19 protein-coding genes are annotated in these 18,141 nt (G+C 37.0%); 13 read left to right on the top strand and 6 right to left on the bottom strand.

Annotation, left to right across the window (positions count from 1 at the left end):
* Positions 1–69 precede the first annotated feature (69 nt).
* The 4 genes from typA to ABDZ84_RS04760 all read left to right on the top strand — a co-directional run bounded on the left by typA (position 70) and on the right by ABDZ84_RS04760 (position 4,348).
* Positions 70–1,899 (top strand): translational GTPase TypA, encoded by a 1,830-nt coding sequence (gene typA / locus ABDZ84_RS04775; RefSeq protein WP_026682702.1) that lies wholly within the window; start codon positions 70–72, stop codon positions 1,897–1,899.
* 528 nt (positions 1,900–2,427) lie between these two features.
* Positions 2,428–2,643: a hypothetical protein gene (locus ABDZ84_RS04770; RefSeq protein ID WP_343780365.1), complete on the top strand. Its 216-nt coding sequence runs from the start codon at positions 2,428–2,430 to the stop codon at positions 2,641–2,643.
* A 162-nt stretch (positions 2,644–2,805) separates the two neighbouring features.
* Positions 2,806–3,876 carry a PQQ-dependent sugar dehydrogenase gene (locus ABDZ84_RS04765; protein ID WP_051388272.1) on the top strand — a complete coding sequence of 357 codons (1,071 nt, stop codon included), beginning with the start codon at positions 2,806–2,808 and terminating at the stop codon, positions 3,874–3,876.
* Between the two features lie 199 nt (positions 3,877–4,075).
* Positions 4,076–4,348, top strand: coding sequence for a YkvA family protein (locus ABDZ84_RS04760; protein ID WP_026680325.1), 273 nt, complete (start codon positions 4,076–4,078; stop codon positions 4,346–4,348).
* Between the two features lie 151 nt (positions 4,349–4,499).
* Here ABDZ84_RS04760 and ABDZ84_RS04755 read toward each other — a convergent pair whose 3' ends face one another.
* The 4 genes from ABDZ84_RS04755 to ABDZ84_RS04740 form a co-directional block, all read right to left on the bottom strand.
* On the bottom strand, positions 4,500–4,679 hold the full coding sequence (locus ABDZ84_RS04755; protein ID WP_026680326.1) for a hypothetical protein: 180 nt from the start codon (positions 4,677–4,679) through the stop codon (positions 4,500–4,502).
* Positions 4,680–4,836: 157 nt separating this feature from the next.
* Positions 4,837–5,781, bottom strand: a complete 945-nt coding sequence (locus tag ABDZ84_RS04750) for an ABC transporter permease (protein ID WP_308036061.1) — start codon at positions 5,779–5,781, stop codon at positions 4,837–4,839.
* Position 5,782: 1 nt separating this feature from the next.
* A complete protein-coding gene (locus ABDZ84_RS04745; RefSeq protein WP_026680328.1) occupies positions 5,783–6,703 on the bottom strand; it encodes an ABC transporter ATP-binding protein in 921 nt (306 codons plus the stop codon).
* 185 nt (positions 6,704–6,888) lie between these two features.
* Positions 6,889–7,047, bottom strand: a complete 159-nt coding sequence (locus tag ABDZ84_RS04740; protein ID WP_080668632.1) for a YfhE family protein — start codon at positions 7,045–7,047, stop codon at positions 6,889–6,891.
* Between the two features lie 218 nt (positions 7,048–7,265).
* Here ABDZ84_RS04740 and ABDZ84_RS04735 point away from each other — a divergent pair, with 218 nt between their 5' ends.
* From ABDZ84_RS04735 to ABDZ84_RS04720, 4 genes are all read left to right on the top strand, one after another.
* A complete protein-coding gene (locus ABDZ84_RS04735) occupies positions 7,266–8,405 on the top strand; it encodes a thiolase family protein (RefSeq protein ID WP_026680329.1) in 1,140 nt (379 codons plus the stop codon).
* Positions 8,406–8,557: 152 nt separating this feature from the next.
* Positions 8,558–9,367, top strand: a complete 810-nt coding sequence (locus ABDZ84_RS04730; protein WP_026680330.1) for a DUF368 domain-containing protein — start codon at positions 8,558–8,560, stop codon at positions 9,365–9,367.
* 72 nt (positions 9,368–9,439) lie between these two features.
* Positions 9,440–9,760: a thioredoxin family protein gene (locus ABDZ84_RS04725; protein WP_026680331.1), complete on the top strand. Its 321-nt coding sequence runs from the start codon at positions 9,440–9,442 to the stop codon at positions 9,758–9,760.
* Between the two features lie 360 nt (positions 9,761–10,120).
* Positions 10,121–10,861: a Type 1 glutamine amidotransferase-like domain-containing protein gene (locus tag ABDZ84_RS04720; protein WP_080668633.1), complete on the top strand. Its 741-nt coding sequence runs from the start codon at positions 10,121–10,123 to the stop codon at positions 10,859–10,861.
* A 339-nt stretch (positions 10,862–11,200) separates the two neighbouring features.
* Here ABDZ84_RS04720 and ABDZ84_RS04715 read toward each other — a convergent pair whose 3' ends face one another.
* The gene (locus ABDZ84_RS04715; RefSeq protein WP_026680332.1) at positions 11,201–12,493 is read right to left on the bottom strand and encodes a S8 family peptidase; all 1,293 of its coding nucleotides are present in this window, start codon (positions 12,491–12,493) and stop codon (positions 11,201–11,203) included.
* 362 nt (positions 12,494–12,855) lie between these two features.
* Positions 12,856–13,482 (bottom strand): VOC family protein, encoded by a 627-nt coding sequence (locus tag ABDZ84_RS04710; protein WP_051388270.1) that lies wholly within the window; start codon positions 13,480–13,482, stop codon positions 12,856–12,858.
* 87 nt (positions 13,483–13,569) lie between these two features.
* Between ABDZ84_RS04710 and ABDZ84_RS04705 the strand changes: the two genes are divergently transcribed.
* The 5 genes from ABDZ84_RS04705 (at position 13,570) to ABDZ84_RS04685 (ending at position 17,866) form a co-directional block, all read left to right on the top strand.
* The gene (locus tag ABDZ84_RS04705) at positions 13,570–14,136 is read left to right on the top strand and encodes a GNAT family N-acetyltransferase (protein ID WP_026680333.1); all 567 of its coding nucleotides are present in this window, start codon (positions 13,570–13,572) and stop codon (positions 14,134–14,136) included.
* Positions 14,137–14,238: 102 nt separating this feature from the next.
* A complete protein-coding gene (locus ABDZ84_RS04700) occupies positions 14,239–14,934 on the top strand; it encodes a response regulator transcription factor (RefSeq protein ID WP_026680334.1) in 696 nt (231 codons plus the stop codon).
* Positions 14,931–16,289: a sensor histidine kinase gene (locus tag ABDZ84_RS04695; protein ID WP_026680335.1), complete on the top strand. Its 1,359-nt coding sequence runs from the start codon at positions 14,931–14,933 to the stop codon at positions 16,287–16,289. The genes ABDZ84_RS04700 and ABDZ84_RS04695 overlap by 4 nt, the downstream gene beginning before the upstream one ends.
* A 100-nt stretch (positions 16,290–16,389) precedes the next feature.
* Positions 16,390–16,977: a PepSY domain-containing protein gene (locus tag ABDZ84_RS04690; protein WP_343780355.1), complete on the top strand. Its 588-nt coding sequence runs from the start codon at positions 16,390–16,392 to the stop codon at positions 16,975–16,977.
* Positions 16,978–17,326: 349 nt separating this feature from the next.
* Positions 17,327–17,866, top strand: a complete 540-nt coding sequence (locus ABDZ84_RS04685; RefSeq protein WP_026680337.1) for a PepSY domain-containing protein — start codon at positions 17,327–17,329, stop codon at positions 17,864–17,866.
* Positions 17,867–18,141 lie beyond the last annotated feature (275 nt).

The following is an 18,141-nucleotide window of genomic DNA, read 5'->3' as shown; positions in this document are numbered from 1 at the left end:
CTCTATGCTGGTTATTGTGTTATAATTGAATGGTTTGAATCATCTCGTAAAGAATAGAGGAGCGTACGTATGCAATTAAGAAAAGATATTCGCAACATCGCTATTATTGCCCATGTAGACCATGGTAAAACAACATTAGTTGATCAGCTTTTAAAATATTCTGGGACTTTCCGTGAAAATGAACAGGTCAATGAACGTGCTATGGATTCCGGTGATATTGAAAGAGAACGTGGGATTACAATTTTGGCAAAGAATACAGCGATTAAATATAAAGATACAGCCATCAACATTCTAGATACACCAGGGCACGCAGATTTTGGTGGAGAAGTAGAACGTATTATGAAGATGGTGGATGGAGTTGCATTAGTTGTTGATGCTTATGAAGGGACAATGCCACAAACACGATTTGTGTTGAAGAAAGCATTAGAACAAAAACTAACACCAATTGTTGTGCTTAATAAAATTGATCGTCCTAATGCACGCCCACATGAAGTAATTGATGAAGTGCTTGATTTATTTATTGAATTAGGTGCAGATGATGAGCAATTAGAATTTCCTGTTGTATATGCTTCTGCATTAAATGGTACTTCGGGTCTTGAACCTGAGGAACAAGAGGAAACAATGGATCCAGTATTTACGACTATTCTTGAGCATATTCCAGCACCAGTAGATAATCGTGAAGATCCACTACAGTTCCAAATTACGTTACTTGACTATAATGATTACGTTGGAAGAATTGGAGTCGGTAGAGTAGTTAGAGGAAAAATAAGTGTTGGTCAGCAAGTGGTTGTCCTTAAAAAGGATGGTACTCAAAAATCATTCCGCATTACTAAACTGTTTGGATTTATTGGCTTAAAACGAATAGAAATTCAAGAAGCAGTAGCAGGCGATATAGTTGCAGTAGCAGGTATGGAGGACATTAATGTTGGTGAAACGATATGTCCGCAGGATCATCCGGAAGCATTACCTTGGCTACGAATTGATGAGCCAACACTACAAATGACTTTCCTTGTTAATAATAGTCCATTTGCTGGTAGGGAAGGCAAATATATCACTTCACGTAGGATAGAAGAGCGCTTGATGAAGCAATTAGAGACAGATGTCAGTTTACGAGTTGAACCGACAGACTCTCCAGATGCTTGGGTTGTTTCTGGTCGTGGTGAACTCCACTTATCCATTCTAATTGAGAACATGCGGCGGGAAGGCTATGAATTACAGTTGTCTAAACCACAGGTAATCATTAAAGAAATTGATGGCGTTCCGTGTGAGCCAGTAGAACGTGTACAGGTTGATGTTCCAGAAGAATATACGGGTGCAATTATGGAATCACTTGGTGCAAGAAAAGGTGAAATGCTTGATATGGTAAACCAAGGGAATGGACAAGTTCGGTTAGAATTTAAAGTTCCATCTCGTGGGTTATTAGGCTACTCTACTGAATTTATGTCACAAACACGTGGTTATGGGATTCTAAACCATACCTTTGATAATTATGAACCCGTGATTAAAGGTCAAGTTGGTGGTAGAAGAGAAGGAGTACTTGTTGCTCTTGAGAATGGTAAAGCATCTACTTATGGGATTATGCAATTAGAAGATCGTGGCGTTATTTTTGTTAATCCAGGAACAGAAGTTTATGCTGGTATGATTGTTGGTGAACATAATCGTGACAATGATTTAACTGTAAATATTACCAAAGAAAAGCACTTAACAAATGTGCGTTCTGCTACAAAAGACCAAACCGCAACCATTAGAAAAACTCGTGATATGTCTCTAGAAGAAGCTATTGAGTATTTAAATGATGATGAATATTGTGAAGTAACACCTGAGTCGGTAAGATTACGTAAAAAAATCTTAAATAAAAATGAGCGAGAGAAAGCAGCAAAGAAAAATAAGCTAGGCTAAAGGATGAAGGCACCGAAAGTAGATGGATTACTTTTGGTGTTTTTGCTTATCGTTTAGGAAATTATAAAATTTGCCCATGTGGTTAAATATGGGGAGTGTTGAGCTGCATCTAGCTCCAGTGCCCAGAAACGAGGCCACTTCACGAATCGCCCTAATCTAAGTCATCATCGGCTCGCAAGCTCATCGTGCTTCCTTTATCTCCGTTGACAGTCGCTACGTTTCTATTCGGGCGCTTGCGCTTTTGTGCTAAGTTAAGAAAGTATAAAATCAGTGCAATGACTGCGTTAAGCCAAGTAGTTATTTTGAAATTTGATGTATATTGGCAATGCTCCGACTAATTACTTCGCTTTCCGCGGGCGCGGCCTCAACTAACTTTGCAAAGAAGAACACGTTGCAAAGTGGATTTTCGGCTCGCGCTAATCCCACAGGAGTCTACGTAATTCGTCTCCGCTATGAGAAGGTGCAACAATACTGTCATAAGTAATAGGTTGACTTTTTTTACAATGGGTAAAGTGAAAATCGTTATCCGTGAGTATAAAAGCAGCTGTGTTACTTCATGCTAGCGTTGTAGAGCCTGATGATAGCGAAGGCCGGCCACTTCAACTCCTGTGGGAAATGTTTGACCTGAAGATCCACTTTTTTGAGCGGGTTTTGCTAAAAAAGTTAGCTGAAGGACAAACCCCACGGAAAGGGAAGTGGGCAGCCGGAGTGGTGGTCAAGCAAGCAGTAGCTATTATTCCATAATAGCTACTAGAGGAAGCGTAAATCTGAGCATGTAGTGATAAGGACTGAGCGAATTTTGCTCCGTTTTTCTTATATACGAATGGGAATACTAAACAAAAATAATCATATGTTGAGGTGTTAACAATCCGTAACTTCATTTTTTTTCTTATAGTACTTGTTGTAATGGTATTTTTAACGGGCTGTACGGAAGATGAAAGCGATTTTGCAGATCAAAAAAATCAACAACCTGAAAAGGAAAAAGAGAACGTAACTACCTCAAGTGATCAGCGTAGAGTACTAGCAACTAACCTACAAGAGCCATGGGAGATCGAGGTTGTAGATGATCGTATTTATATTAGTGAACGAACAGGTCATATTGTTACAGTAAAGGAAGGAAAGGTACAGCGCAAGCGAGTGGAGTTTGCTGCAGATTTATCTCAGCAATCGGAGGCTGGCTTATTAGGGCTGGCATTTCCAGAAGATTTTTCATCAACACAAACAGCATTTGCTTACTATTCCTACGAAAAAAGTGGAGCTTATTTTCAAAGAGTGGTTAAAATAGAGGAAAAAGAAAGTAACTGGATAGAGACAGAGCGTATGATCGATGAAATACCGGGTGGTGAATATCACCAAGGTGGAAGGTTAGAAATAGGACCAGATAATCGGCTATATATTACAACTGGAGATGCGACGAATCCAGAATTGGCACAAAGTAAAAATAGTTTAGCAGGAAAAATATTACGGATGGAATTAAATGGGACTGTCCCAGAAGATAATCCTTTTGGTAATTCGTATGTGTATTCTTATGGTCATCGTAATCCTCAAGGACTTGCTTGGGATGTGGAGGGGCAATTATACGCTACGGAACATGGCTCCGATGCACACGATGAAATTAATCATATAAAAGCTGGTAACAACTATGGCTGGCCAATTATTCAGGGAGATGAAGCGCAAGATGGGATGGAGCAGCCAATTGTACACTCGAACGAACAGACGTGGGCACCTTCTGGAATGGCTAATTTACATGGAAACTTCTATTTTGCATCATTAAGAGGAGAGGCACTTCGTCAATTTAACCCAATGACTGGAAGTGAAGTGGAGGTTATTTCAGATATCGGAAGAATACGTGATGTGTTTGCAGATCAACATGGGTTATATGTAATTACCAATAATACTGATGGGAGAGGGAGCCCATCACAGGAGGATGACAAGTTGATTTATATAACAATTCCAGAAAATCAGCTTCATCAATAATGGTTTTTGTTTACAATTAGAACCTCTTTGTTTCATCCTGTAGTTTTACAACTGAAATGAATAGGTCATAATGAACATCATAGGAATACAGCCTAGTATATCGTCGGCGCATTAGGAGGACAATATAGAATATATAATAGCTTTTTAAGTACAATCGGTAAATTATCGAAGACATTAGATAGAAAGAAGTGCTTTACTCATGAAAAAGGTATTAAGAAGAATACGTTTCTTATTTACATTTCCTCGTTCTGTCCCGTTTATAAAAGACTTTTTCATTGCTGAGGATATTGCAACAGCAAAGAAATTATTATTTGCAGGCTTTATCATCGGTTATTTTCTTCTACCATTCGATTTAATTCCAGATTTTTTATTAGGATTTGGCTTACTGGATGATGTGACGGTAGCAATTTTCTTACTTCAATGGATGGTGAAAATGGCACCTCAATCGTTAAAGGAGAAATATTCATTTTAATAGCGTTGGAGGGCAAAAGTGTTTAAAAATTGAACGCCTTGACAATGGTGCGTAACTGAAGAGCGGGGGTTGATTTAAATAAAGACGGGCTGGTAAATATGTCTCAGCCCGATGGAGTATCTCAAAAAATAAAATGATATTGTTGGGTTGTCTAATGCTTGTTACGCTCTTTCTCATTCGGAATATACTTCGTAAAATAAGCTGCAAATAAAAGGAATATAAAGGACAATCCCCAAGAAACAATTCCGTTCCATTGGAAGTTAGTTCTTAGCCCAACAACTAATATAATAGCACTCAATCCAATAAAAAATACTGTTAAGTATCGTTTCACGAAAAACACCCCGATTGCTAAGGTCAATAGTTCAATAGTATGGTATGCATCTATTATAATATGTGTTTCGTAAAATTTATATCATAATGTTTTTTCTTGGTTAGAACGAATTGTTCTAACCAAGAAAAATGGATAGAAAATTGCTGAAAACACTTTTCTATTGTCCTGCTACATCTCGTTTCGTGAAAAATAACCAAGATAAAAGGATGAATACTACATAATAAATAATTAACATTGTGATGGAAAATCCTAATGTCATGCCTTCAATCCATGGTGTTCTACCATCTGCATATTGACTTAAATCTGTATTTGCAAATAAGATATATTTTGCCCATTCCTTATCTTGGAAAAAGCCTACAATCGAATTCCCAGCCATCATGAGGAAAATGGCAGTACCAATTGCTAACGCACTATTACGGAATACGGTAGAAATCATAAATGCGAAAGTTGTCATCATTACAAGGTTGACCATACTGTATCCATATTCTGAGAAAATAGTTGGTATTAATGAAATAGTCGTATAACCGCTAGCTTCGTTACTTACTATGGATGGATTCATTCCTTCCACACCAAAGAATACTGCGCCAATAATAAAGGAGAATAGAAAAACAAAAATGGATGTAAATAAGGCAAATAATAAGACAGAAATATATTTAGATAATAATATACCACTACGACTGATTGGTCGTATTAATAATAGTTTAATGGTACCCCAGCGAAATTCATTTGCAACAATTCCAGCTGCAATTATAATTGTCAATAAGCTTACTACGGAAAGTAGCAACATGTTTTCCCTTAGGAACTGCCAAGCACCGTAGGGTGTTGGTTGAATATTATTGTCTAAGTAATAATTGTTCTCCTCGATGATACTTGCGTTTAAGCTACCTACAAATTCGTCCTCTTCTCCTTCTTTCTGCAATTCTTTATTTTCCTGCTGTAGTACTTCCTGCCAATCATCACCTTGATATTGTTCACCTAATTCGCCAAAGCTATTTGTCATAACTGCCAAACCAATAATGATGACGCCTAATATAATGTACATAGCCCATGTTGATTTACGAATATATATTTTTAGTTGTTCATTATAAATAAGTTTTAACATTCTACTCAATGGTATTCTCTCCAATCAGTTCAAAGAATTGATCTTCTAGCGTCCCTTTTGTTACGCTAACTTGATAAATAGAACAATCATTTTCAACAAACGTTTTTATGATTGCAGGTATTTTTTCTTTCTCGCCTTGGAAGGAAAGGCCGTTGTCCATTACAATTGTTTCTATATCATAATGTTCCTTAAGCAAGTTCTTGGCTTTTTCCAGTGGCGTTACTTCCACTTGGATTTTGGTAAGATTATCTACGGATGCTTGTTCACCAACATCTTGAATGGATATTAATTCACCATTTTTTATAACCCCAATCCGATCACACATTTGCTCAATTTCAGATAGTAAGTGACTAGAGATAATAATTGCAACATCTTCTTCTTTTGCCAACTTCCTTATGTATTGACGGATTTCACGAATGCCAGCGGGATCTAATCCGTTTGTTGGTTCATCCAAAATTAATACGGAAGGCTTGTGAAGCAGCGCCTGAGCAATACCAAGTCGTTGTCGCATACCTAAGGAATACTTTCCAACCTTGTCATGGATGGGTTTCTCTAATCCTACTAGATTAATTACCTCATTAATTCTATCTTTTGTAACACCAGGAATCATTCTTGCATAATGCATTAAATTCTGCCATCCACTCATAAATGGGTACATTTCAGGATTTTCAACAATCGCTCCAACTTCACGCACCGCTTTTTTATAATTTGTTTTAATACTGTTACCCAAAATATGAATGTCACCATCTGTCAGTTTCATTAAACCGACCATCATACGAATAGTAGTTGTTTTTCCTGCGCCATTTGGGCCAATGAAACCGAAGACCTCTCCTTTATATATAGAAAAGGATAATCCCTTTATAATTTCTTTGTTACCAATTGACCTTTTCACATCGATTAATTCCATTGCTGCTAAAGTCATCTATACTACCTCCAATAAATTGCTAATAACTAGTACGAAATAATAATATTATTTGTTTCAATAAAATAAAAAAATCTCCAAAATGTATGGCATATAGCTTGTACATCTTGGAGACCTCTATTTAAGGGGGGAATATGATTAAGAATGTTCAACCTGGATAACAGTCAATCCATCAGCAACCTATGCTATTTCACTAAATCTGGATTTTCATTTTTTGCTTGCTTTACACGAGGCTTACGATATCCACCAGCGATGTCGGCTTGTTTGAAATCCTTGGAATAATGGACTTCTTGTGCATCAGAAAGTTGCTTGTTTTTCGTTGGTTGATATTGTGTATTTCTCATTTAAAAAATCCTTTCTTAAAAATGGTTACATCATTTATCTACCCTGTGTGTATAAAATAAAACATTCATTTTTAATTAATACCAAGAAGTTCCCACCTTGTTAGAAGAGAATCCGTTTAACTTAATATCCCATCGAAAATTCAATTCTTTTTCAAACTTTCAGAATACAAGTTTGAAGGGTTATAATAGAAATATACATTCCAGAAGGGGGAAGGGATATGCGTGAAGTTGTAATCGTAGAGGGATGTAGGACAGCAGTTGGAAGAAGAAAGGGAGCGTTAAAGAATGATCGTTCCGATGAGCTTGCTGCCATTATTCTTGAGGAACTAGTAAAGCGAGCAGGAGTAAAAAAGGATATAATTGAAGATGTAATTTTAGGATGTGTCACTCAATGTAATGAACAAGCAGGTAATATTGCTAGAACTGCAGCTTTGATTGCTGGATTTCCAGTACATGTACCTGGAGTGACGATTGACCGTCAATGTGGTTCAAGCCAGCAGGCAGTTCATTTCGCAGCGCAAGCTATCGCTTCCGGAGACATGGAAGTAGTTATTGCAGGTGGCGTGGAAAGTATGACAAGGGCACCAATGTTTTCTAATGTTGGAGAAACAAAGCCAAGTAACAAGCTAACGGCTAATTATGAAATTGTTAATCAAGGAGTTTCCGCAGAAAAGATTGCACAGCGTTGGCATATATCGAGAAATATGCTGGATGCATACGCTTTAAGGAGTCATAAACATGCAATCCATGCAGTGGATCAGGGGCGGTTTCAAAAGGAAATTGTACCTATACATAGTGAAGAAAAGGATAGTGTGTTTGATACAGATGAAGGTCCTCGTAGGGATACTACATTAGAAGCATTGGCTAAGTTAAAAGCAGTTTTTATGGAGGAAGGAAGAATTACGGCAGGGAACTCGAGTCAAATGAGTGATGGAGCAAGTGCGGTATTACTCATGTCGAAGGAGAAAGCAGCTATGCTCGGTTTGGAACCTAGAGCAAAAATAATTGCGCGCACTGTGATTGGTTCTGATCCAACACTGATGCTGACTGGACCAATTGCTGCTACAAAGCAGGCATTAAATAAAGCAAGCCTCTCCATTGATGACATAGATCGATATGAAGTAAACGAAGCATTTGCGTCTATACCTATCGCATGGTTACATGATTTAAATGCAGATCAACGTAAATTAAATGTAAATGGAGGGGCTATCGCTTTAGGGCATCCATTAGGTGCAACTGGTACAAAGCTACTCGTTTCCCTCCTTCATGAATTAGAGCGTATTCAAGGGCAGTACGGATTAGTAGCTATTTGTGAGGGTATGGGTATGGCGAATGCTACGATTATTGAGCGACTTTAGAATTAGTTGAAAGATAAAATCTGATTCATTTTCATAAATAATAGAACTTATTCTATAAAATGTAGTTAATATTTGATATGATATTTTTATCGTTGGCTAATGATGTCCAAATTTAGCCTTACGTACTTTTTGCTAGTTAAGGAGATTATAATATGGAATGGAAAAATATTTATCGTGGAATACTGATGGGAGCAAGTGATGTTATCCCTGGTGTGAGCGGTGGAACTATTGCTGTATTATTAGGAATATATGATAGATTAATAGCTGCTATTAATGGATTCCTAAGCAAAGATTGGAAAAAACAATTAGGCTTTTTAGTACCATTAGGTATTGGTGTCGCAACAGCTATACTACTCTTAAGTCATGTCATAGAGTGGCTTTTCGAGCATTATCCTGGTCCGACACAATTCTTTTTTTTAGGCTTAATTATTGGTGTGCTGCCGTATTTATTTCGTAAAGCAGAAGCAAGGTCGACATTTAAAGGTAGGCATATTCTGTTGCTGGTTATAGGGATTATCATTGTTGGATCGATGTTTTTCTTAAATGCAGATGAGGGTGCCATTATAACCCAATTAAATACGACCACGTATATATTGTTATTTATATCTGGTTTTATTGCAAGTAGTGCCATGATCTTACCAGGAATAAGTGGTTCATTTATGTTACTGATACTTGGAGTTTATCCAACTGTCATCGGTGCAATTAGTAACTTTCAGTTAGATATTATAGTAGTCACAGGAATTGGGATTGTGATTGGAATTGTTATTATGAGTAAGATTATCAACTATTTCCTAACACATCATAAGACAGCAACATTTGCCGTAATAATTGGTATGGTTATTGGATCTGTATTTGTGGTGTTTCCTGGATGGCCTGAAACTCCGGCGTTAGTGCTTACTAGTATTGTTTCGTTTGCTGGAGGACTTTTCGTTGCTTATATATTAGGAAGAGTAGAATATTAAAATAGAGCAAACAATAAGACAAAGTTCGTAAAAATCGTTACAATGGACGTAGTAGGAAAGAGAGGGATAGACATGGAACCAATTAAATCAGAAGAAGCATTTAATGAAATTATCCAACATGAAGAGCCGGTAATTATTAAGTTTTTTGCAGACTGGTGCCCAGACTGTAAGCGAATGGATATGTTTATCGGTGATATTTTGGAGGAATTCAATAACTATAAATGGTACGAAATTAATAGTGATGAGGTTAAAGGCATCGCAGAAAAATATGATGTTATGGGAATTCCAAGTATTTTAATTTTCCAAAATGGGGAGAAAAAGGCACACCAGCATAGTGCCTATACAAAGACTCCGGAATCAGTTACGGAATTCCTTCATCAACAACTAGGATAAGAACAAAAGCGTAAGCGCCCGATTAGAAACTAGTGACTGGAGCAAGTTAACGGAGATAAAGGAATCATGATGTGCTTGCGAGCCAATGCTGACTTAGATTAGGGCCATTCGTGAAGTCGCCTCGTTTCTGGGCGTTGGAGCTTGACGTAGCATCAACATTCCCGTATTTATCCACATGGGTAAATTTTATAATTCCTAAATTTCCTAGACTATAAAAAACTGTCGAGAAGCTTTTCTCGGCAGTTTTTTGATCGCTTGTTACCGAACAGTAACAACTTAACTAGAGATGGTACCTATGCAACTGACGTCTTCATGACCTATTATAGGTATAAATGAATAATTGAAGGAAAGAGGTGCTCTATGGATAATCATCTATTTCTTTTTGGTAGCGGTCCACCATTCACTAGTAAAATGGCTAGTCTTTTTATGAAACAAAGTAATGTATTTGCCGGTTCTATATCCGTCCTCTTTATCGAGCGAAAAGGTTGGAGAGCTTATATGCCAACATATACAAATTTATTAGAGAAAGCAGGAGCTAGAAATTTTAATTATTTACCGCTTCCGAGTACTCCAGTAGAGACTGTCATAAATACTGTAAAAGAAAGCTCTGGAATTCTAATTGGCGGAGGAAATACAAACCTTTATGCTGATTACATTGTTGATTCACCCATTTCCGATGTAATTAAACATCGGTATGAGCTTGGTGCCCCTGTAGCGGGATTTTCAGCTTGGGCATTAATTAGTCCTAAATTTTGTATTATTTCGCCAAAAGATAATGTGAAAGGTATTTATCAACAAAGAGCTGGTCTAGGATTACTTTCAAAGCTTGTAATCGCCGTTCACTTCTCACAGTGGCAGGATGAGGAACATTTAAAGCAAGCTGTTCAAGCTCATATAGATTCCGATAATTACGGAATAGACGAACGAGCAGGCATTTACCTGCTTAATGGCAAATTAGAAGCAACGGAAGGCTGTGGTATTTATCAAATACAAAATGGAGATGTAGTAAAAATTCAAGCAAATGATAGGATTTCTTTTACTCATACAAAAACGAGGCTGAGACAAAAGAATGAGAAACAATTAAAAATGAATGATGATTAGTTGAAATTAATTATCGTTCGTTTTTTGATCAGAATCATTCTTTAGCACCTGAAATAAGCGAGACTCCGGCGGGAACAGCACGAGTCCGAAGATCCACGTGGTAACGTGTTTTTCTTTGCCAAGTTAGCTGAGGCCGTTGCCCGTGGAAAGCGCGTATATTTTCACGGTGCGGCGATGACCCTCCTATTGATAACATGATTATCCGTATTTTGAGTAAAGAAGTTGTGTTTTGTTCCAGCCTCGTTTGAAATTTATCCCGTATATAGCTTGCAGTAAGATCCACAGATTGAAGCTTCACTATATATTTTCATGTATTTGTGGTACGTTAGAAGGCAATTCTTATTTTGCGGTTTTTTGAAAAAGCATATAGTCAGTAGCCATATTAACGGCACTTGTTGCCTCTATATATCCCCAAAGGTCGTTGAGCACCGGTTTGGAGGTTGTTTGCAAGATACTTTTAATATCATTTGGGCTTAGATTCGGATTTGCTTCTAACATTTGTGCAATTACACCAGCACAGATAGGAGTAGCCATAGATGTTCCAGATAGTTGTAAATAATAATCATTTACAACTTGCTCAGGTACTTGTTGTTCTATTTTAGAGTTGGGTGCTAATAAGGAGATTATATCCGTACCTGGTGCATAGATATCTGGTTTAATTAGTGAGTCAATGGTTGGTCCTCTGCTAGAATAAGTAGCAATATGATCATCAGAACGTTCTTCTGTATTTTGATCCATTGTTGATCCTACGGTAATAATAAAGGGATTGATAGCAGGCGTAGTGATTGTGGTTTGTTCAGGGCCACTATTACCAGCTGCTGCACAAACGACAATCCCCTGATGCCAAGCTTCTTGTACTGCTACGGCCAATGGATCATCTCGATAAGATTCATATGCCTGTGCTCCTAATGAAAGCGAAATAATGCGAATGTTGTAGTTATGTTTATTAGTTACACACCAATCTATTCCCTCAATGATCGTGGATAATCTACCACTACCATTCTCGTCAAGTACTTTTACACCAATGATCGAAGCCTCGGGAGCGGGGCTGGTATATAACCCTTCTGATTGATGTCCATTCCCAGCAGCGTCTCCAGCACAATGGGTGCCATGTCCATTATCATCGTATGGTTCGTTCTGATTATTTATAAAATCTTTGAAGGCGATCACACGATTGGTGGGTTGTGTTAAATCAGCATGTGGATGTACGCCAGTATCAATTACTGCAATGCTAACTCCTTTTCCAGTTAGTCCGCTCTGTTCTTGGATGTCGATAGAGCCAATCTGTTTACTGGCAACATCTAATAAGGCGGTTACGGTACGATTATAAAAAATGCGTTCAACGGCATCGTGATCTTTAATCTGTTTAATCATTTGTGGGGTTAAGTCTCCACAGATTGATCTTCTGCCAATTTCTTTGTCTAATTTACTATGGTTGTCTAGTTGACAACTATGAAATAAATCTTTTTTCTTATTATCATCGGTGTCTCTAGAATAGTATACGATTACTGGTAATTTTTCATTTGTTGTTTCGTAAGGATCTTCTCTGCGTTTTATCCGTAATTGTTCTACTAAACTCGGATCGAGTCTGCGACCAGCCTCTTCAAACCAAACTTTTTTTCTGTTACTCATTTTCTTCCTCCTTGTGATTTTAATTTTTTAAAATCTACAAAATAGAGCTATAAGTAATGAGAACAAACCCGTTGGCATGGTGGATATCTCAATTATTTGGTCATCTTTAAGAAAATAAGTGTCATGTAGCTTGATTTGATAGGATAAGTCCTTGCTAATAGATTAGCATTGGATGATATTGTGAACAATATGCCGAAATTACCAATTTAAACTATTCGAGCAATAAAATATATTCAGAAATAAGAGGCGTGTTTGGGATGAACATAGACGTTGTAAGGTTAACTGTACATGCGCTGTTTGTTTACTAGTATTTTTTCTATAAAAATAGAGGGAGAAAAATAGTTCTGCTCCCTCAAGACGTTTTACTTAATCTGAAAATCAATCTCCTTTTCTTTTCTGAGGTGTAAATATGTGTTCGCTAATATAATTCCATCATTTTTAATCTGTTCTTGGTAAATATTGTTAAAATTGTTGCTTGGAAAGGGGTAAGCTACACTTTTAATTTGCTGTTTATTAAGGAATTGAGCGTTATCCGGTTTATTTATCTGGTTATCCCACTCTATTAAGAAGGGGAGATTGCTTTGCCCTTGTGGAAATAGCATTTTCCATGACAAATTAGTTCCATCAGGTTTTCTTCGATGTCCTGCGACAGGTCCAGTGTATTTCATCGAAGAGGCTTGAAATTGGTCGATAAATTTACCTAAATGATCTGTTCTTAATGCAATTTGAACAGGTAGTTCTTCATTTTGTTGAAGAGTTGTAACGAGTTGCTTAATTAGTGGATTAGACGATTGCTCTGCAACGGGCTTGTCAAAAATCCCAAGCCATTCTACATAACAATCATTTGCAAAATAGGCTAAATAATTATAAGTTCCCCAAAACTCATGTCTTCCTCCTTCCACGATTTTTATACCATGCTGTAAAGCTAATTGATGCGCTGCATGAGCTGGATCCTTACTGGCTATTACAATATGATCTAATGCTAGCATTTGATGACCTCCCTTTAAAACTTCTTTTCATTTCCTTTGTTACTCAGTATAATGGATAAAAATTAAAGATGAAGGGGAAAAGGAGCAATGCAGCAACCAATATTAAAAGAATTCCCACAAGAATTTCACACGAGAAGGCTATTTATTCGCTTACCACTACCAGGAGATGGTACAGCTGTCTATGAAGCAATTCAAGCAAGTAGAAAAGAATTAAAAAAGTGGCTTCCTTTTGCAAAAAGTGAACAGACACTTGAAGAAACAGAAATAAATATAAGAGAATCGCATGTGGATTTTTTAAAGCGGGAGGATTTACGTTTTCTTATTTTCGACCGAGTAAGTGGAGCTTTTATTGGTAGCACAGGTCTACATCGTATCGATTGGGACGTTTCGAAATTTGAAATTGGTTATTGGATTGATTCTAGATGCCAAGGAAAAGGGTATATGACGGAAGCAGTAGCGGGCCTGACTGAATTTGCATTTCAAACATTAGGAGCAAACCGGGTGGAGATCAAATGTGATGAACGAAATGAGCGAAGTAGAGCAATATGCGAGCGTCTAGGCTACACCTTGGAAGGTATTCACAGACAGGATTCTCGAGCTATAGATAGTGATGAGCTCCGTAATACGTGTATATATGCTAGGATAGAATGGTAGGGTATGTATCATTCGTCTAGACGGATAACGATACATGTTTTTAAAATTACAAATAAAGGCTGGATTTGATAGCAAGATAAGTATAAAAAAGCAGGTGATAGCATGAGTCAACCAAATATACTAATTGTTGAGGATGAACAGAAATTAAGTCGAGTTTTACAACTTGAATTAGAATATGAGCAGTATGTGACAGAAGTGGCAGCTAATGGAAAGGATGCACTACAATTAATAGAAGCTAAGGATTGGGATCTTGTACTTCTGGATATTATGCTTCCAGAGCTTAGCGGTTTAGAGGTTTTAAGAAGAGTAAGAAGATCAGATGAGAGGACACCGATTATCTTGTTAACTGCAAGAGATCAGGTGCATGATAAGGTCAGTGGCTTAGATTTAGGTGCGAATGATTATATCACGAAACCATTTCAAATTGAGGAATTACTTGCACGGATTCGCGTGCATTTAAGGACTCCGGTTAAGAAATATGATAGTAATGGTGATACGCTATCTGTTGGGAATTTGCATATCAATCCACAAAGCAGAGAAGTGAAACGTGAGGATGAACAAATTGAATTAACACCTAGGGAATTTGACTTGCTTGTTTGTCTGTTGAAAAATAAAAACATTGTTTTATCAAGAGAGCAATTAATTGAGCAGGTTTGGGGATTTGATTATTTTGGAGATACCAATGTTGTTGATGTATATATTCGTTATTTACGCCAGAAAGTGGATAAAGGTTATGATCAAGCATACATACAAACTGTGCGAGGTGTTGGTTACACGATAAAGGATCATGTCTCATGAGGTTGCGAACAAAGATTCAATTGTTTTCAAGCTTGTTCATGCTCGTATTAATTGTATTAATTAATACGTCCATTTATGTTTTGTTTTATAAAATTTCTACCGATAGTCAATTGGAGCAGTTGGCAGAACAAACAGATACGTTGGTAAAAACGATTAAAGAACATCCTGATGTTACATCTAAAGAGCTGCTACGTTCATTTTCGCCGCAGCAAGGTATGATCCAAATCGTTGATCGGTCAGAGACAGCAATGAAAAGTTCTTCTCAATCGAGTAATTATAAGTTGGCACCTAAATTTACGAATACAGAAACACAAATGATACAAAAGCAGGCGCATGAACCCGATGTTGCAGTTGTATCTAAACCGATTATTTGGGAAACAGGAAAACATGCAGGTGAGGTAGTTACCTTACAAGTATCCAAGCACCTTGTAACCTTAGATAATACAATGACTACCTTGTTTTACGTACTGCTAGCTGCATCTGGAATCATGCTTATTCCAATTATTATCGCTGGAAATGTACTTAGTCGGTTTTTATTAAATCCAATAAAAGCTTTTATTCATACCATGCGAGAAAATATGAAAGAAGCGAGTTGGAAAAAAATTGATGTAGACAAACGATCTCGGGATGAAATTTATGAGATGGAGAAGACATTTAATGAGATGATTGATCACTTAAAGGATAATTTTGAAAAGCAGGAAATATTTGTATCTGATGCATCTCATGAATTGAAAACTCCTATATCAATAGTAAAAAGTTATGCTCAATTGTTGGAGCGGAGAGGAACGGGCAATCCATCACTAGTTAAGGAATCTATCGAGGCTATTGATTCTGAAGCAGATCGTATGAGCAAACTCGTGGAGCAAATGCTAAGCCTGGCAAAAAATAAGGAGTCAGCTGTCATGAAAAAAGTAGATATAGCTGACTTAGTAGAAGAAACAGTCACTACGTTTCGCGGCGCTTATTCCAGAGAGATACAATTTGATCAAGTACAGCGAAAATTATTGGTAAATGGTAGCCGTGATCAGTTAGAGCAGGTAATCTACATTTTAATAGATAATGCGCTTAAATATAGTAATGAAAAGATAGAAGTTAGGTTAGAAGCGAATAATAATCAGGCTGTTTTTTCGGTAAGGGATTATGGGGCTGGAATTCCTGCACAGGAGCTGGATCGGATCTTTGAAAGGTTTTATCGTGTAGACAAAGCTCGTAGTAGGGATACAGGTGGAACAGGCTTAGGTCTTGCAATAGCAAAGGCAATAGTAAAAGAACATCAAGGGAAAATAGCAGTTATAAGTGAAATGAAAGAAGGTTCAACCTTTACTGTTAGTCTTCCAATTGTTTATTCCGCATAAAAGTGACAGAACGAACACTCTATTCTTAGTAAATTTTAATGTGAATCACCGTAGCTTCTCAGATATGTTTAGTAACTTTGGGAAGTAAGGAGGGGTGAACTTGAATAAGAAAGTAAGTACCATTATAGCTAGTATTGTAGCGATTAGCCTGCTAAGCTTGGGTATATTTTATTTTAGCATTAGATCATCTGGTGCAGAAATTTCTAAATTAGAAGCAGAAAACATAATAACATCACAATATCCGGGAAGTATTCATGGTGAAGTAGAAAAAGATGAAACACATGGTTATTTTCACGCAATTATTGATCATAAAGGTAAAGCCTACGATATTCAAATAGATGAAAATACTGGAAAAGTATTAAATTTAAAAGAGCTGAGTATCTCTGTTGACGATGATTCTACCCATGAGTCTAAAGAGAAGAAAGAAAAGGAACAAAAAGCGGATTCCAATAATGATAAGGAAAATCAGCAGTCAGAAAAAGAAGTTATTATTACTAAAGCTAAAGCGCGAGCACTTGCTTTAGAGCAATTTGAAGGAACCATTGAAGAATTAGAACTTGATAAAGATGATGGTCGGATGGTTTATGAGGTGCAATTAGTTAAAGGAGAAGACGAGGCTGATATTACCATTGATGCATTTACAGGTGAAGTTATTTATAAAGATATAGAAAGAGATAATGATGATTAAGTGGATTCCGCATATAACTGACAGTAAGACCCCACTGATTGAAGTTTCACTTTGAGCTATTCAGAAACTGTCGAGGCGTTGCCTCGGCAGTTATTCTTTAAAACGCCATTACTTTTCATACACCCATGCTTTATTATTTTTGCATGAAAAGGGGAATGGAGAGCATCCTGAATCAGAAAAGACTTTCTCACCATCTTTTGTTTTTCTTAACAGATTAATGATTACATGTAATTATGTGCTACGTTAAAATAGATTTATTTTTTCTCATTAAATTCTAATGTTATTCACACGGTCTTCTTATTCTTAATGGTTATGATATAACTAACAAGAAATGAGGAGGAATAATAAAATGAAAAAAACATTTAGTATTGTAATAGGAACACTTATAGGAGCTACGATTTTTGGAACAGGCATTTATCACTCACAAGCTGATGAAGCAAATCCAAAAATAAATAGTGATCAGGTTCGTCAAATGGTTGAGGAGCAGTATTCTGGAACGATTACTGAATTAGAATTGGAAAAGGATTTGGATAAAGCGGTGTATGAAGTAGAAGTAAAAGAAAAGAATATTGAGCATGATATTAAGCTAGACGCTAACACAGGAGAAGTACTACACGAAAGCTCCACAGAAAGAAAAGACGATGATTTGCAGGATGATTCATCCGTTCAATTAGATAAGGAAGCTATCATTGGTGTTGACAAAGCGAAAGAAATTGCTAAACAAAACTTTGATGGTAACGTAATAAGCATTGAGCTAGATGAGGATGACAATCAGCTAGTATATGAAGTTGAATTAAGAAATGGTAAGAAAGAAGCAGACTTTGAACTTGATGCAAAGAACGGTGATATTATAGAAATGGACATTGATACAGAAGACGATGACGATTAAATAAAGTGAAATTTCCATCCGGCTTTTACTGAAACAAATACGTACAAAGGCTTCATTCGCCACGTCCTGTGGTAACGCCTTTGTGACCTACTTCCATGTAGGCCCGAACCAATCGGACATTTACTGGCAGTTGATTCCCTGTAACCATATAGGTTTCACTTTATTGCATAAAATGGGGATATTACTGCCAGTTATAGGCGGGATAAAAAGGGGCTGGGACAAAACCCAGTAACTGAAAAAAGTGGTACGCCAATTTAGGGCGTATCACTTTTTTT

Origin of the sequence: Virgibacillus salarius (genome assembly GCF_039521925.1) — a bacterium.
Taxonomy (GTDB): Bacteria; Bacillota; Bacilli; order Bacillales; family Amphibacillaceae; genus Virgibacillus; species Virgibacillus salarius.
This window is presented reverse-complemented; position numbering and strand designations above follow the sequence as displayed.